The 15,023-nt window shown below is 68.2% G+C and carries 12 protein-coding genes and 1 pseudogene; 7 read left to right on the top strand and 6 right to left on the bottom strand.

Going from position 1 to position 15,023, the window contains the following annotated elements:
• Nucleotides 1-127 precede the first annotated feature (127 nt).
• Nucleotides 128-931, bottom strand: coding sequence for an EAL domain-containing protein (locus AC3IFE_RS26475; protein ID WP_069616654.1), 804 nt, complete (start codon nucleotides 929-931; stop codon nucleotides 128-130).
• A gap of 361 nt (nucleotides 932-1,292) precedes the next feature.
• Here AC3IFE_RS26475 and AC3IFE_RS26470 point away from each other — a divergent pair, with 361 nt between their 5' ends.
• The 5 genes from AC3IFE_RS26470 to fahA are packed head-to-tail and all read left to right on the top strand — an operon-like array spanning nucleotide 1,293 to nucleotide 7,211.
• Nucleotides 1,293-2,945, top strand: coding sequence for an FAD-dependent oxidoreductase (locus AC3IFE_RS26470; protein ID WP_489193002.1), 1,653 nt, complete (start codon nucleotides 1,293-1,295; stop codon nucleotides 2,943-2,945).
• A gap of 28 nt (nucleotides 2,946-2,973) precedes the next feature.
• Complete coding sequence (locus AC3IFE_RS26465; protein WP_489193000.1) at nucleotides 2,974-3,204, top strand: DUF2783 domain-containing protein; 231 nt, start codon at nucleotides 2,974-2,976, stop codon at nucleotides 3,202-3,204.
• Nucleotides 3,201-4,559: an MFS transporter gene (locus AC3IFE_RS26460; protein ID WP_489192998.1), complete on the top strand. Its 1,359-nt coding sequence runs from the start codon at nucleotides 3,201-3,203 to the stop codon at nucleotides 4,557-4,559. The genes AC3IFE_RS26465 and AC3IFE_RS26460 overlap by 4 nt, the downstream gene beginning before the upstream one ends.
• 16 nt (nucleotides 4,560-4,575) lie before the next feature.
• Nucleotides 4,576-5,910, top strand: a complete 1,335-nt coding sequence (gene hmgA, locus AC3IFE_RS26455; RefSeq protein ID WP_489192996.1) for a homogentisate 1,2-dioxygenase — start codon at nucleotides 4,576-4,578, stop codon at nucleotides 5,908-5,910.
• The gene (gene fahA / locus AC3IFE_RS26450; protein ID WP_489192994.1) at nucleotides 5,907-7,211 is read left to right on the top strand and encodes a fumarylacetoacetase; all 1,305 of its coding nucleotides are present in this window, start codon (nucleotides 5,907-5,909) and stop codon (nucleotides 7,209-7,211) included. Before hmgA ends, fahA begins: the two co-directional genes overlap by 4 nt.
• Before the next feature lie 171 nt (nucleotides 7,212-7,382).
• Here the strand turns inward: fahA and AC3IFE_RS26445 are convergent, their stop codons facing one another.
• The 5 genes and pseudogenes from AC3IFE_RS26445 to AC3IFE_RS26425 form a co-directional block, all read right to left on the bottom strand.
• The gene (locus AC3IFE_RS26445; RefSeq protein ID WP_489192992.1) at nucleotides 7,383-8,543 is read right to left on the bottom strand and encodes an MFS transporter; all 1,161 of its coding nucleotides are present in this window, start codon (nucleotides 8,541-8,543) and stop codon (nucleotides 7,383-7,385) included.
• A 181-nt stretch (nucleotides 8,544-8,724) separates the two neighbouring features.
• Entirely contained in the window at nucleotides 8,725-9,894 is a 1,170-nt protein-coding gene (locus AC3IFE_RS26440; RefSeq protein ID WP_089466769.1) for an MFS transporter, read from the bottom strand.
• Between the two features lie 218 nt (nucleotides 9,895-10,112).
• A complete protein-coding gene (gene bluB, locus AC3IFE_RS26435) occupies nucleotides 10,113-10,841 on the bottom strand; it encodes a 5,6-dimethylbenzimidazole synthase (RefSeq protein ID WP_489192989.1) in 729 nt (242 codons plus the stop codon).
• Between the two features lie 172 nt (nucleotides 10,842-11,013).
• Nucleotides 11,014-12,012: pseudogene (locus tag AC3IFE_RS26430) on the bottom strand (2-hydroxyacid dehydrogenase).
• 30 nt (nucleotides 12,013-12,042) lie between these two features.
• Entirely contained in the window at nucleotides 12,043-13,026 is a 984-nt protein-coding gene (locus AC3IFE_RS26425; protein ID WP_089466772.1) for a LysR family transcriptional regulator, read from the bottom strand.
• A gap of 122 nt (nucleotides 13,027-13,148) precedes the next feature.
• On the opposite strand from AC3IFE_RS26425, the gene AC3IFE_RS26420 reads away from it, so the two are divergent.
• Nucleotides 13,149-13,331, top strand: coding sequence for a hypothetical protein (locus tag AC3IFE_RS26420; RefSeq protein ID WP_489192987.1), 183 nt, complete (start codon nucleotides 13,149-13,151; stop codon nucleotides 13,329-13,331).
• 455 nt (nucleotides 13,332-13,786) lie between these two features.
• Nucleotides 13,787-14,998 (top strand): pyridoxal-phosphate-dependent aminotransferase family protein, encoded by a 1,212-nt coding sequence (locus AC3IFE_RS26415; RefSeq protein ID WP_069616643.1) that lies wholly within the window; start codon nucleotides 13,787-13,789, stop codon nucleotides 14,996-14,998.
• The last annotated feature ends 25 nt before the right edge of the window (nucleotides 14,999-15,023 follow it).

The raw sequence follows: 15,023 nt of genomic DNA, 5'->3' as shown, positions 1-15,023 counted from the left end.
GTGAACGAACCGGGAACCGACCGGCGTCGAGCGACGCTGCGTGCTGAAACCCCCGATCCTTGCAGCGACACGACACCGGAGTCCGCCCTCCGGCGCGCCGCTCCCGCGCGCCTTCCCCGCCGATCGCTCAGACCGTCACGACCTTCGCGAACACCGGCCCCTGCATGAACCGCACGTCGTGCTGGCGCAGCAGCTCGCACTGCGTCTCGTCCACGACGCCGTCGAAGATCAGCGGAATCCGCACACGCTGCGCATAGGCGACAAGCGCCTTCACCATCCCGTCGCGCAACGCGATGCCGGCATCCATCTTGATGTAGTCGGGGCGTGCCATGTCCGATTCGACCGCGAGGATGCGGCCGGGGTCGGGCAGCTTGTCCGCGACCTTGAAGCCATGATGCTGGTAACTGCGCGTCAGGTAGCCGAGGAACGTCTTGTGGGCGACCGCGACCGCCGGCAGCTCGATCACGATCCGCTCGGTCGGCAGCCCGAAGCGCTGCAGCACCGACGAGAAATGCTTGCCGTGGTCGTACTTCACGCTCTTGAGCAGCCGCTCGTGCACGCGCAGGAACAACAGCCCGTGGCGCTGCGCGCCGAAGAAATTGATTGCGTGCAGCGCGCGCGACAGGCGGTCGATCGCGACCAGCGTCTGGTCGTCGACGGCGGCATCGACCGGATCGTGCTGCGCACCCGTGACCAGCGTGACGGCCTGGAAGCCGAGTTCGTCGCCGTAGCGCTCGATCGCGTCGGCGAACGACGTCGATTGCGGCGAGCCGGGCATCGTCACGTCGTAGATCGGCTCGTACGCGCTGGCGAGCGTGCGCTCGGGCAGATTCGCGCACGCGGTGCCGCCTTCGGCAAGCGCGAGGTGCTCCCGCAGATACGGGAGTTGCCCGGCACGGGTCACCAGCTCGGGGATGGTAGGCGGAATCATCGGCGTGAGAAGGAAAAATGGCGGCCGAAAGGGCCGCCTCGTGACTTGATATTAGCAGCGCGCGCCGCGCTCGGCTTGGCGTTTCACTCATATGGTTATCCCGTTCCCGAGCGAACGACTAGGGTTTACGTTGATTTCACTATACGTAATTGATTTTACTATTCGTAAATCCAGGGATGTGTCGCCGATCAAGAAATGCGGCAGGCAGGCGCCGCGAAACGGCGCCATTCAAGAATCAACAGGAGCAAGGAGCGAGACGTGGCGGTTGACAGGACAGGCGGGCACGCGCGCCGGCAGGAGACGAACGGGACGACGGGCGCGGTGGTGCGCGCACGGCGGCGTTGAGGCGCGGATGGTGACCATGAGCATCGATTACCAGACGCTGAAATTCGAGTACCGCACCCGCGCGCACGACGCGGCCGTCCACCCGGTGATCGTCGTCGGCGCGGGCCCGGTGGGCCTCGCGGCCGCGATCGATCTCGCGCAGCAAGGCGTGCCGGTCGTGCTGCTCGACGACGACGACACGCTCTCGACCGGCTCGCGCGCGATCTGCTTCGCGAAGCGCACGCTCGAGATCTTCGACCGGCTCGGCTGCGGCGAGCGCTTCGTCGACAAGGGCGTGAGCTGGCACGTCGGCAAGGTGTTCCTGCAGGACGAGCAGCTTTACGCGTTCGACCTGCTGCCCGAGGAAGGGCATGCGCGCCCGGCGTTCGTCAACCTGCAGCAGTACTACGTCGAAGGCTATCTGGCCGATCGCGCGTTCGAGCTGCCGAACATCGACATCCGCTGGAAGCACAAGGTGACGGGCGTCGACCAGTCGGCCGAACACGCGGTGCTGACGATCGAGACGCCGGACGGCATCGCGACGCTGCGCGCGCAATACGTGATCGCGGCCGACGGCTCGCGCAGCCCGATGCGCACGATGATGGGCCTCGAAAGCCGCGGCCGCACGTTCAAGGACCGCTTCCTGATCGCCGACGTGAAGATGAAGGCGGAGTTTCCGACCGAGCGCTGGTTCTGGTTCGATCCGCCGTTTCACCGCAACCAGTCGGTGCTGCTGCATCGCCAGCCGGACAACGTGTGGCGCATCGACTTCCAGCTCGGCTGGGATGCCGATCCGGTCGCGGAGAAGCAACCGGAGCGCGTGATCCCGCGCGTGCGCGCGCTGCTCGGGCCGGACGTCGAGTTCGAGCTCGAGTGGGTGAGCGTCTACACGTTCCGCTGCCAGCGGATGGATACGTTCCGCCACGGCCGCGTGCTGTTCGCGGGCGATTCCGCGCACGGCGTGTCGCCATTCGGCGCGCGCGGCGCGAACAGCGGCGTGCAGGATGCGGACAACCTCGCGTGGAAGCTGAAGCTGGTGCTCGACGGCCGCGCGCACGACCGCCTGCTCGACACGTATGCGAGCGAGCGCGAGTTCGCGGCCGACGAGAACATCCGCAACTCGACGCGCTCGACCGACTTCATCACGCCCAAGAGCGCGGTGTCGCGCGTGTTCCGCGATGCGACGCTGAAGCTTGCGCGCGACTGCGAATTCGCGCGCAAGCTGGTGAACAGCGGGCGCCTGTCGGTGCCGGCCGTGCTGGTCGATTCGCCGCTCAACACGCCGGACCGCGGCGGCGACACATTTGCATGCGCGATGCGGCCGGGCGCGGCGGCGGCCGATGCGCCGGTGCGCGTGCAGGGTGCGCCGGGCTGGCTGCTGCAACATCTGCGCGGCGGCTTCAGCGGCGTGCTGTTCGGCTTGCCGGGCGATGCGGCCGCGCTCGCGCAGGCCGTCGACGGCCTCGCGCTGCCGGTGCGGCCGGTGCTCGTCGTGCCGGCCGGGCACGCGCAGCCGGTGGCCGGCGTCGACGTCGTGGAGGACGTCGACGGCCTCGCCGCGCAGCGTTACGACGCGCAGCCCGGCACGTTCTACCTGCTGCGTCCCGACCAGCACGTGTGCGCACGCACGCGCACGCTCGACCGTCAGGCGATCGCCGACGCACTGGCGCGCGCGAGCTGCGCACGCTGAATACGATAAAGACACCGGAGACACCGTCATGCCCCCACTCGATACCCGCCCGCGCCTGGCCGACCCCGACGCGTTCTACGAAGCGCTGATCGACATGCATCGCGACCTGTCGGACGCCGACAGCCAGCTCGTGAACGCGAAGCTGATCCTGTTGCTCGCGAATCAGATCGGCGACGCCGACGTGCTGCGCGAAGCGATGGCGCTCGCGCGCCAGGGCGTGACGTCGCCCGTGCATCCGGCCGCCGAGGTCGCGCAATGAACGCGGCGGCCGATGCGCGTGTGCTCGAAGTGGAGCGCGTGATCGACGAGACCCATCGCCCGGGTTTTCACGCGATGCTGCTCGCGCTATGCGGGCTGTGCCTCGTGATCGACGGTTTCGATGCGCAGGCAATGGGCTACGTCGCGCCGAGCGTGATCGCGGAATGGGGCGTGCCGAAGCAGGCGCTGGGGCCCGTATTCAGCGCGAGCCTGTTCGGGATGCTGCTCGGCGCGCTCGGGCTGTCGGTGCTGGCCGACCGGATCGGGCGGCGCCCGGTGTTGATCGGCTCGACGCTGTTCTTCGCGGTGACGATGCTCGCGACGCCATTCGCGAACTCGATCCCCGTGCTGATGGCGCTGCGCTTCGTCACGGGCCTCGGCCTCGGCTGCATCATGCCGAACGCGATGGCGCTGGTCGGCGAGTTCAGCCCGGCCGCGCATCGCGTGAAGCGGATGATGATCGTGTCGTGCGGCTTCACGCTCGGCGCGGCGCTCGGCGGCTTCATCAGCGCCGCGCTGATTCCGGCGCTCGGCTGGCGCGCGGTGTTCTTCGTCGGCGGCGCGGTGCCGCTCGTGCTGACGATCGCGATGGTCGCGCGGCTGCCGGAGTCGCTGCAGTTCCTGGTGCTGAAAGGGCGCGTCGCGCAGGCGCGCGACTGGCTCGCGCGGTTCGCGCCGCAAGCCGGCATCGATGCGAATACGCGGCTCGTCGTGCGCGAGCGCGCGGCGAGCGGCGCGCCGGTCGCCGAGCTGTTCAGCCATGGCCGCCTGCCGGTCACGCTGCTGCTGTGGGCGATCAGCTTCATGAACCTGATCGATCTGTACTTCCTGTCGAACTGGCTGCCGACCGTGATGCGTGAGGCCGGCTATTCGCCGGGCACGGCGGTGATCGTCGGCACGGTGCTGCAGACGGGCGGCGTGATCGGCACGCTGTCGCTCGGCTGGTTCATCGAACGTTACGGCTTCGTGCGCGTGCTGTTCGCGTGCTTCGCGTGCGCGGCCGTGTCGGTGGGGCTGATCGGCTCGGTCGCGCATGCGCTGCCGTGGCTGCTGGTGGTCGTGTTCGCGGGCGGGTTCTGCGTGGTCGGCGGACAGCCGGCCGTGAACGCGCTCGCGGGCCAGTATTACCCGACGTCGCTGCGCTCGACGGGCATCGGCTGGAGCCTCGGCATCGGCCGGATCGGCTCGGTGCTCGGGCCGCTCGTCGGCGGGCAACTGATTGCGCTCAACTGGAGCAACGGCGCGCTGTTCCACGCGGCCGCCGTGCCCGTGCTGTGCTCGGCGCTGTTCGTGCTGGGCTTGGCCGGTGTCACGCGGCGCAGCGGCGCGCAGGCGTCGAATGCCGCCCTGAATTGATGGAGAAAGGAAAACGATGACGCTTGACCTGTCGAAACCGGCGACCGCCGGCTACCTAAGCGGTTTCGCGAACGAATTCGCGACCGAGGCGCTGCCCGGCGCGCTGCCGCACGGCCGCAATTCGCCGCAGCGCGCGCCGTACGGGCTATACGCGGAGCAGCTGTCGGGCACCGCGTTCACCGCGCCGCGCGGCCACAACCGCCGCGCGTGGCTGTACCGGATTCGCCCGGCCGCCGTGCACCGGCCGTTCGAGCCGTACGCGGGAGCGCCGCGGCTCGTGTCGGAGTTCGGCGATTCGGCCGACGTGCCGCCGACGCCGCCGAACCAGTTGCGCTGGGATCCGCTGCCGATGCCGGTCGAGCCGACCGATTTCGTCGACGGCCTCGTGACGATGGCCGGCAACGGGTCGGCCGCGGCGATGAACGGCTGCGCGATCCACCTGTACGCGGCGAACCGCTCGATGCAGGACCGCTTCTTCTACAGCGCGGACGGCGAGCTGCTGATCGTGCCGCAGCAGGGGCGCCTGTTCATCGCGACCGAGTTCGGCCGGCTCGACGTCGAGCCGTTCGAGATCGCGGTGATTCCGCGTGGCGTGCGTTTTGCCGTCGCGCTGCCGGACGGCGACGCGCGCGGCTACATCTGCGAGAACTTCGGCGCACTGCTGCGCCTGCCGGATCTCGGCCCGATCGGCTCGAACGGGCTCGCGAACCCGCGCGACTTCCTGACGCCGCAGGCCGCGTACGAGGATCGCGAAGGCGCGTTCGAACTGATCGCGAAGCTGAACGGGCGCCTGTGGCGCGCGGACATCGGCCATTCGCCGCTCGACGTCGTCGCGTGGCACGGCAACTACGCACCGTATAAGTACGATCTGCGCCTGTTCAACACGATCGGCTCGATCAGCTTCGACCATCCCGATCCGTCGATCTTCCTCGTGCTGCAGGCGCAGAGCGATACGCCGGGCGTCGACACGATCGACTTCGTGATCTTCCCGCCGCGCTGGCTCGCGGCCGAGGATACGTTCCGCCCGCCGTGGTTCCACCGCAACGTCGCGAGCGAGTTCATGGGCCTCGTGCACGGCGCGTACGACGCGAAGGCCGAAGGCTTCGTGCCGGGCGGCGCGAGCCTGCACAACTGCATGTCGGGCCACGGGCCCGACGCGGACACGTTCGAGAAGGCGTCGGCGAGCGACACGACGAAACCGCACAAGGTCGACGCGACGATGGCGTTCATGTTCGAAACCCGCACGCTGATCCGGCCGACGCGCTATGCGCTCGACACCGCGCAGTTGCAGGCCGATTACTTCGAATGCTGGCAAGGCATCAGGAAACACTTCAATCCGGAGCAAAAGTGAGCGATACCCAAGACTGGCGCGCGACGCTCGACCCGGCTCGCAAGAGCTGGGTCGACACGGCGAACGATCCCGCCTGCGATTTCCCGATCCAGAACCTGCCGTTCGGGATCTTCAGCGATGCGAAGCAGGGCGCGCGCCGTGCGGGCGTCGCGCTCGGCGACCAGATCGTCGATCTCGCGGCGCTCGCGCGCGCGGGCCTGGTGACGCTGCCGGCCGGCGCCGATGTGTTCGCCGCGCCGACGCTCAACGCGTTCATCGCGCTCGGCCGCGACGCGTGGCGCAGCGTGCGTGTGCAACTGTCGGCGCTGTTCTCGCGCGACAACGCGACGCTGCGCGACGACGCGGCGCTGCGCGCACAGGTGCTCGTCGCGCAGCGCGACGCGACGCTGCATCTGCCGCTCGACATCCCCGGCTACACCGATTTCTATTCGTCGAAGGAGCATGCGACCAACGTCGGCTCGATGTTCCGCGATCCGAAGAACGCGCTGCTGCCGAACTGGTCCGAGATGCCGATCGGCTACAACGGCCGCGCGTCGTCGGTGGTCGTGAGCGGCACGCCGGTGCGGCGCCCGAACGGGCAACTGAAGCTGCCCGACCACGAGCGTCCGGTGTTCGGCGCGTGCCGCAAGCTCGACATCGAACTGGAAACGGGCTTCATCGTCGGCAAGGGCAACGCGCTCGGCGAGCCGATCGCGTGCGAGGACGCGGAAGCGCATATCTTCGGGATGGTGCTGCTGAACGACTGGAGCGCGCGCGACATCCAGCAGTGGGAATACGTGCCGCTCGGCCCGTTCAACTCGAAGGGGTTCGCGACGACGATCTCGCCGTGGATCGTCACGCTCGACGCGCTCGAACCGTTCCGCGTCGCGCAGCCGGAGCAGTCGCCGCAGCCGCTCGCGTATCTGCGGCATGCGGGCAAGCATGCGTTCGACATCGCGCTGGAAGTGACGCTGCGGGCCGAGGGCGCGGCCGAAGCGATGTCGATCTGCCGCACCAACTTCAAGTACATGTACTGGACGATGGCGCAGCAGCTCGCGCATCACACGGTGGCGGGCTGCAACACCCGCGTGGGCGACCTGATGGGTTCGGGCACGATCAGCGGGCCGACCAAGGATTCGTTCGGCAGCCTGCTCGAACTGACGTGGAACGGCAAGGAGCCGGTCGCGCTGGATGGCGGCGGCGCCAGGACGTTCATCGAGGACGGCGACGAGCTCACGCTCGCCGGTTGGTGCCAGGGCGACGGCTATCGCGTCGGCTTCGGCACGTGTGCGGGCAAGATTTTGCCGGCGCGCGGCGCATGACGGATCGCGGCGCCGGGCGTTGCGTGTAGGTTACGTGTAGGCCACGCGTCATCCGGAAGGACAGGGCGGCCCGCATCGCGCGGGCCGTTTTCGTTTACCGCGGGAGGGACGCGAGCGGGCCGATGCGTATCGGTGCATGATGCCGCGCGCCAACGCCAACGCCCATCTGCATCAGATCGCGCGCTGCACCGCCGAGCGTCGTTCCCACGACGCAGCCGCGACGAACGAGGCGACGCAGGTGATCAGCACGCCGACCAGCGCGTTGCTGCCCAGTTGCTCCATCAACGCACCAGCCACGAGCGGGCCGCCGAAGCTCGCGGCGCTCCACGACGCCGACACGAGCGAGCTCGCGGTGACGAGCGCCGCGCCGCGGAAACGCTCGCCGCACGCGACGAGCGACAGCGTGTAGATGCTGCCGGCCGCCGCGCCGAGCACGAACAGCAGCGGCCAGCACAGCCACGGATTCGCGATCACGAACGGCAGCAGCGGCAGCCCGGCCAGCACGATCCAGCCCGCGCCGAGGTGCACGCGTTCGCGGCCGAGCTTGTCCGCGAGCCAGCCGATCGGGAACTGCATCGCGGTATCGCCGAACAGCATGATCGACGCGAGCAGCACGGCGGTCGCGCTGGCGACGCCGTGATCCATCGCATAGAGCGGCAGCAACGACAGCGCGAGCGTGTCGAACAGCGCGAAGAAGCCGGTGCCGATGATCAGCGCGGGCATGCGCGGCAGCACGTCGAGCCAGCGGCCATGCGCTTCGTGATGCGCGTCGTCGCCGGCGAGCGGCGCACGGCGGATCGTCGCGAGCGTCGGCAACGCGAGCAGGAACAGCGCGCCGCACAGCGCGAAGCGGATGCTCGTCGCGCCGGCGATCTGGCTGACGAGCACGGGGCCGGCCATCTGGAACAGCGTGAAATTGGTCGCGTAGATCGCGACCACGCGGCCGCGCGTCGAATCGTCGGCGAGCTGGTTGACCCACGCCTCGCCGATCGTGAACAGCAGCATCAGCGCGGCGCCGCACAGCACGCGCAGCGCGCCCCACAGGAACAGGTTCGACGTGAACTGCATCAGCGCGGTGGCGGCCGCGAGCAGCACGACCGACACGACGATCGCGCGGCGCGCGCCGATATGCCGTGCGAGCGCGGTGACGAACGGGACGATCGCGAGGCCGCCGAGGGCTTGCGCGGCGGTGAGCATGCCGACGACGTTGGTGCCGTGTCCGGCTTCGGTCAGTGCAAGTGCGGTGAGCGGCAGTGTGGCGCCGGTGCCGAGGCCGACGACCGCGACGCTCAGGATCAGCGCGAGGAAATCGCGATTGAGAATGGCTTTCATCGGCCGCGATGCTACACCGCGACCGGTGAAAGGTCCATGAAGGCCGTCAGGCTAGGGCCTGTTCACGCTAATAACGGGCTTGCGCTGGCCCCACGAATGCATTTCAAACAGGGGAACGTGCGTTATTAGCGTGAACAGGCCCTATAGGAGTTACGTACGCAACGAACGCAGCAGGTTCTCGTCACACGTACTCGGTCGGCACGGCCACCGGCCGGCGTTCGAGCGACGCCGACCACAGCGTGAGCGCGAGCGCCGCGACGGCCATCGCGACGCCGACCCACGGCAGGCTCACGAGCGACACGCCCGAGCCGATCGCCATCCCGCCGAGCCATGCGCCGGTCGCGTTGCCGAGGTTGAACGCGCCCTGGTTCAGCGTCGACGCGAGGTTCGGCGCGTCGCTCGCGCGATCGACGATCATGATCTGCAACGGCGGCACGATCGCGAACGCGAGGATGCCCCACACGAAAACCGTCGCGAGCGCGGCGAACGGCAGATGCATCGTGCCGGCGAACAGCGCGAGCACGATGCCGATCAGCGCGAGCGTCGCGATCAGCGACGGCATCCGGCGCCAGTCGGCGAGCCTGCCGCCGAGCGTGCCGCCGACCGTCAGGCCGAGGCCGAACAGCAGCAGCACGTAGGTGACCTGATGCGGCGAGAAGCCCGTCACGTCCTCGAGGATCGGCGTGATGTACGTGAACACGCTGAACAGGCTCGCGGACGCGAGCACGCTGATGCCGAGCACCATCAGCACCTGCGGGTGCTTCAGCACGCTGAATTCGCGCGTGATACTGGTGTCGGGCATCGCGAGGTTCTTCGGCAGGCACACCGCGAGCGCGGCGGCCGCGGCGATGCCGATGCCGGTGACGGCCCAGAACGTCGCGCGCCAGCCGAACGCCTGGCCGAGCGCGGTGCCGAGCGGCACGCCGAGCACGTTCGCGAGCGTGAGGCCGGTGAACATCAGCGCGATCGCCTGCGCGCGGCGGTTCGGCGCGACGAGGTTGCTCGCGACCACCGAACCGATGCCGAAGAACGCCCCGTGGCAGAACGCGGTGACGACGCGCGCGGCCATCAGCACCGCGTAGCCGGGCGCGATCGCGCAGAACAGGTTGCCGGCGATGAACAGCCCGATCAGGCCCATCAGCGCACGCTTGCGCGGCATCTTCGCGGTGACGATCGCGAGAATTGGCGCGCCGATCGTCACGCCGAGCGCGTAGCCCGACACCAGCATCCCGGCGGCCGGGATCGACACGCCGAGGTCGCGCGCGACGTTGGGCAGCAGCCCCATGATCACGAATTCGGTGGTACCGATTCCAAATGCGGCGACGGCAAGGGCGAAAAGAGGCAGGGGCATCGCGGTAGGCTCGGAAAGGAGGCCGCTCGAGCCGGGCGCAGGATGCGCGGGGCGGGCGGTCGGTGAGGCGAGAGTCAGCCGCGATTCTACTTCAGTGAAAACCCTGATGCTTGCCGCCAAAATGGGTGTTGCCGCCGTGCGACGGGGCGGCGGGCGGGGTGCTCAGACTGTGGGATTGACGGCGATCCGGCAGCGGGTGAGGCGGCTGCCGAACCAGGTCAGGCAGCGGGTTCCGTGGCCCCGCCGAGCAGCGCGCCCGACGTTTCCGTCTCTGCTGGCGACGCCGCCGATCCGGCCCCATCGATTGCCGCCGGCTCGTCCCAGCCGTTCTCGAACAGGCACGCTTCGATCGGCATCCGCGCGGCCCAGCGTTCTTCTTCCAGCATCGGCTTCGCATAGAACGCGTCGACGTGCCCGACGCACAGCACGGCGATCGGCTTTGCGCCGTCGGGCATCCGCAGCAGCGTGCGCAGCGCATCGATGTCGAACAGCGACACCCAGCCCATCCCGAGCCCTTCCGCGCGCGCCGCGAGCCACATGTTCTGGATCGCGCACGCGGCGGATGCCAGATCCATTTCCGGCAGCGTGCGGCGGCCGAACACGTGGCGGTCGCGGCCATCGGCGAGCGCGACGACCAGCAACTCGCCGCATTCGCGCACGCCTTCGACCTTCAGCCGCATGAATTCGTCCTGGCGCTCGCCGAGCGCGTCGGCGGTCGCGCGGCGCTCGGCCTCGACCAGCGCGTGAATGGCGGTGCGCAATGCGGAATCGGTAATACGGATGAAGCGCCACGGCTGCATGAAGCCCACGCTCGGTGCGTGATGCGCTGCACGCAGCAGGCGCGCGAGCACGGCCGGATCGACGGGCGCCGGCGTGAAGTGGCGCATGTCGCGCCGTTCGAAGATGGCGCGGTAGACAGCGGCGATGTCGGAATCGTCGAAACGCATGAGCGGCAAAGGCAGGGAAGGACGTCGGCGCAACGATAGCAGACGGCGCGCTCGAAACGTTACTTCAATCGAAACAATGCGCTGAATTGTTGACGAGGGTGATTGCGGTTCGCGGAGGGAGGCATGGGCAAACGATTGCGGATGCGCGACAGGCCCCAGAATGGGCGGTTTTTCAGCGATTTGCCATTACGACGTTCTGCGGCGTCCGTGCATGCCACGCCTCGATGTTCAGCAGCGTGGTGTGCGCGATCTCGGCCAGCGCCTCGCGCGTGAAGAACGCCTGGTGCGACGTGACGATCACGTTCGGGAACGTCAGCAAGCGCGCGAGCACGTCGTCCTGCAGCGGCAGGTCGGAATGATCCTCGAAGAACAGCCCGCTTTCTTCCTCGTATACGTCCAGCCCGAGATGGCCGAGCCGGCCGCTCTTGAGCGCGTCGACCAGCGCCTGCGCATCGACGAGGCCGCCGCGCCCCGTGTTGATCAGCATCGCGCCGTGCTTCATCCGCGCGAGCGTGCGTTCGTTGATCAGGTGGTGCGTCGACGGCAGCAGCGGGCAATGCAGGCTCACGATGTCGGCGTGATGCAGCAGCTCGTCGAGTTCGACGTAGCGCGCGCCGAACGCGATCAGCTCGTCGTCGTACGGCGGCACCGAGTGCGCGAGCACGTGCATCCCGAAGCCCATCATGATCTTCGCGAACATGCTGCCGATGATGCCGGTGCCGATCACGCCGACGGTCTTGCCGTGCAGGTCGAAGCCGAGCAGGCCGTTCAGCGAGAAATCGCCTTCGCGGGTGCGGGCGACCGCGCGCGGCAGGCGGCGGTTGAGCGCGAGGATCAGCGCGACCGCGTGCTCGGCCACCGCATGCGGCGAATACGCGGGCACGCGCACGACCGTGATGCCGAGCCGTTCGGCGGCGGCGAGGTCGACATGGTTGAAGCCCGCCGAGCGCAGCGCGATCAGCCGCGTGCCGCCGTCGGCGAGCCGTTCGAGCACGGCCGCGTCGACGGTGTCGTTGACGAACGGGCAGACGACGTCATAGCCGTGCGCGAGGATCGCCGTTTCCGCGTCGAGGTGCGACGGCTAGAAGTGCAGCCGATAGCCGAACTGCCGGTTGGCGGCGGTGAACGAATCGTCGTCGTACTGCCGGCTGCTGAACAGGATCACGCGCACGCTGCACCTCCGAGGGCTGACGCGCGCAGTTTACTGCAGGCCCGTGACGATGTCGGAGCGTTCGGGGCCGCGCACCGGCCGCAGGAAGTCGTAGTCCGTCTGCCCGCGGGCGGCCGGCGCGCCGAAGTGCTCGAGCGCGTGCTCGACGAAGCTGCGTGTACGGGCCGGCACGTACTGGCGGTTCGGATAGACGAGCGACAACTGCGCGTCGGGATCGTCGATCCGGTAGCCGGCCATCAGCCGCACGAGCGTGCCGTGGTTGAGCGCGTCGGCCACGCACGGCGCGGGCAGCACCGCGATGCCGGCGCCGGCCACGGCCGCCGCCTGCACGAGCGCGAGCTGATTGACCGTGCAGGCCGGGCGCACCGTGACCGAATGGGCGACGCCGTCGTGACCGACCAGTTGCCACGTCGGCGCGTGCTGGTGCGCCGCGAGCGTGACCCAGTCGTGGCCCGGCAGATCGTCGGGCACGCGCGGCTCGCCGCGGCGGTCGAGATAGGCCGGCGCCGCGCACGCGACGAACGGGTTCGGCGCGAGCGCATGACCGATCAGCGACGGGTTGCCGTCGAGCCGGGTGCCCGTGACGATGCCCACGTCGTAGCCCGAATCGAGCACGTCGAGCGGCCCTTCGGCGACGGTCAGCTGCACGCGCAGCTCCGGGTAGCGGTGCCGGAAGCTGCTGACGAGCGGCGTCAGCGCGAGCGGCGACAGCAGCCCCGACGCGACGACGCGCAGCGTGCCGGCCGGTTCGCGCACGGCATGCGCGACGGACGATTCGAGGTGGTCGAATTCCTCGAGCAGCGCACGGCAACCGTCGAGGTAGCGCACGCCGGCCTCGGTAAGCGACAGGTTGCGCGTGGTGCGATGGATCAGCCGTGTGTTCAGGTGGCCCTCGAGCATCGCGATCGAACGCGTGACGAGCGCATTGGACACGCCGAGATGGTGCGCCGCGCGCCGGAAGCTTTGCTGCTCGGCGACGCAGACGAATACACGCATGGTCTGAATCTGGTTCATGGCTTGCGTATTTCTGGCCCGGTTGATTGATTTTGGTTGTGGTTAATCGCCGCGCAACGTCGAAGCGCATTGCGCGGCCCTAGCTATCCCTCGTCTCGAAAATAGAATTTTCGATTCCGCAGATGATTGTTCAATACAGAGCGGATATCCGTCAACCTGAGAAAACGGGCGGCTTGCGTAAAATCGAAATCGCCAGTACCCGTTTAACGCTGCAATGCAGCAAGGGCGGGCCGGCAAAACAGGTGGAGTATTGTGGTATGCGCGGAGAATTGAAAAATTCTCTGTTTAATCAGTGGTTTGTGTGAAATATGAGCAAGCCGTGACGCATCGGTTTCGGCGTCGCTCCCCAATACATGCTGCAATAATGGATGTTTTTTCCACGTTCGGATTTTGTGTATCGCATTCGTTCCGCGATTTGTATCAGGTAGCCGGTTCATTCCGTTCGGCCGGCGAATGACGTTGAACCGCCGTTTCCGACGAATCATCTTGATATTGGGGGAGAAAATCGCGCGTTCGGAACCCTGAGTGGAACCGTTTCGCGGCCCGCGGGCAATCCCTTTTCAATCCGGCCGGCCATCGGGGACGCGGCGCGCGGCCGGCTGGCCCGGTCCGGCGACCGGGCCACCGTCGCGCTGTCCGGACGTGCGTGCCTCTTGCGCGAGGCGGCCGAACACGGAATGATCGATCAGTTGGTCGCGCCGTGCCGTGGGCCCCGTGCCGCGGGCGTCCGGGCACTTCCTTTCCCCATCCTTTTCCAGCCATGTCCATCGATTATTCGCCGATTCCCTGTCCCGTCGTCGTGCCGCTCGACGCGATCCTGCCCGAAGAACCGCTGCTGATGATGGGGGCCGGCCCGGTGCCGATCCCGGCCGCGGTGGCCAAGGCGAACACGATCGTGATCAACCACCTCGGCGCGACGATGGCGAAGATCATCGAGCAGGTGAAGGAGATGGCGCGCTACGTGTTCCAGACCCGCACGAAGTGGGTGCTCGGCGTCGCGGGCCCCGGCTCGGCCGCGATGGAAATGGCGATCTCGAACCTCGCCTGGCGCGGCACGCGCGTGCTGTCGATCCGCAACGGCTTCTTCAGCGCGCGGATGGCCGAGATGGCCACGCGCGTCGGCGCCGACGTCGCGACGCTCGAAGTGGCCGACCGCGCGGTCGCGAGCCTCGACGAGATCGCCGACGCGATCGCGCGCGAGCGGCCCGAGATCGTCACGATCGTGCAGGGCGAGACGTCCAACACCGTGTGGAACCGCGACCTGCGCGACATCGCCGCGCTGGCGAAGGCGGCCGGCGCGCTGGTGGTCGTCGACGCGGTGTGCACGCTGTCGACGATGCCGCTCGAAATGGATGCGTGGGGCATCGACGCGGTGATCACCGGCGGCCAGAAGGGGCTGTCGTCGATCCCGGGCGTGTCGCTGATCGCGTTCTCCGATGCCGCGTGGGACCGCATGAAGCATCGCCCCGAGCCGAATGCGCACTGGTGCCTCGACATGGCGCTCGCGGAGAACTTCTGGCACAACGCCGGCTATCACTACACGGCGCCCGTGTCGGGCGTGCTCGCGCTGCACGAGGCGCTGCGGCTCGTTTGCGCGGAGACGCTCGAAAGCCGCTTCGCGCGCCACCTGCGCTGCTCGCTGGCGCTGCAGGCGGGCGTCGAATCGATGGGGCTCAAGCTCTATGCGCCGAAGGACTGCCGGCTCAATTCGGTGGTCGGGATCGAGACGCCGGAGGGGCTCACGCCGGGGATGGTCTGCGGCCATATCTCGAAGCAGTACCAGGTCGAGATCTCGGGCTCGTTCGGCTTGCCGATCGTGCGGATCGGGCAGATGGGCGAGCAGTGCCGTGAACACAATCTGTTCCGCACGCTGCATGCGTTCGGCCGCACGATGGTCGACCTGAAGGTGCCGGTCGACCTGCCGGCCGGCGTCGCGGCGCTCGAACAGGAGCTGTCGCGGCGCGGGGCGTAAGCGGGAGGAAGCGAGGAGACCAGGA

The sequence above is a fragment of the Burkholderia sp. APQ4-4ca genome (genome assembly GCF_057837105.1).
The sequence above is the reverse complement of the archived record's forward strand: the minus strand, read 5'-3'. Positions and strand labels throughout refer to the sequence as shown.

Excerpts from the sequence above, each read along its gene's own strand:
- AC3IFE_RS26425 (WP_089466772.1), bottom strand. The coding sequence starts at position 13,026 with ATGAACCAGATTCAGACCATGCGTGTATTCGTCTGCGTCGCCGAGCAG.
- AC3IFE_RS26415 (WP_069616643.1), top strand. The coding sequence starts at position 13,787 with ATGTCCATCGATTATTCGCCGATTCCCTGTCCCGTCGTCGTGCCGCTC.
- AC3IFE_RS26445 (WP_489192992.1), bottom strand. The coding sequence starts at position 8,543 with ATGAAAGCCATTCTCAATCGCGATTTCCTCGCGCTGATCCTGAGCGTC.
- AC3IFE_RS26420 (WP_489192987.1), top strand. The coding sequence starts at position 13,149 with ATGATTGTTCAATACAGAGCGGATATCCGTCAACCTGAGAAAACGGGC.
- AC3IFE_RS26440 (WP_089466769.1), bottom strand. The coding sequence starts at position 9,894 with ATGCCCCTGCCTCTTTTCGCCCTTGCCGTCGCCGCATTTGGAATCGGT.
- AC3IFE_RS26465 (WP_489193000.1), top strand. The coding sequence starts at position 2,974 with ATGCCCCCACTCGATACCCGCCCGCGCCTGGCCGACCCCGACGCGTTC.
- bluB (WP_489192989.1), bottom strand. The coding sequence starts at position 10,841 with ATGCGTTTCGACGATTCCGACATCGCCGCTGTCTACCGCGCCATCTTC.
- AC3IFE_RS26475 (WP_069616654.1), bottom strand. The coding sequence starts at position 931 with ATGATTCCGCCTACCATCCCCGAGCTGGTGACCCGTGCCGGGCAACTC.
- AC3IFE_RS26460 (WP_489192998.1), top strand. The coding sequence starts at position 3,201 with ATGAACGCGGCGGCCGATGCGCGTGTGCTCGAAGTGGAGCGCGTGATC.
- hmgA (WP_489192996.1), top strand. The coding sequence starts at position 4,576 with ATGACGCTTGACCTGTCGAAACCGGCGACCGCCGGCTACCTAAGCGGT.
- AC3IFE_RS26470 (WP_489193002.1), top strand. The coding sequence starts at position 1,293 with ATGAGCATCGATTACCAGACGCTGAAATTCGAGTACCGCACCCGCGCG.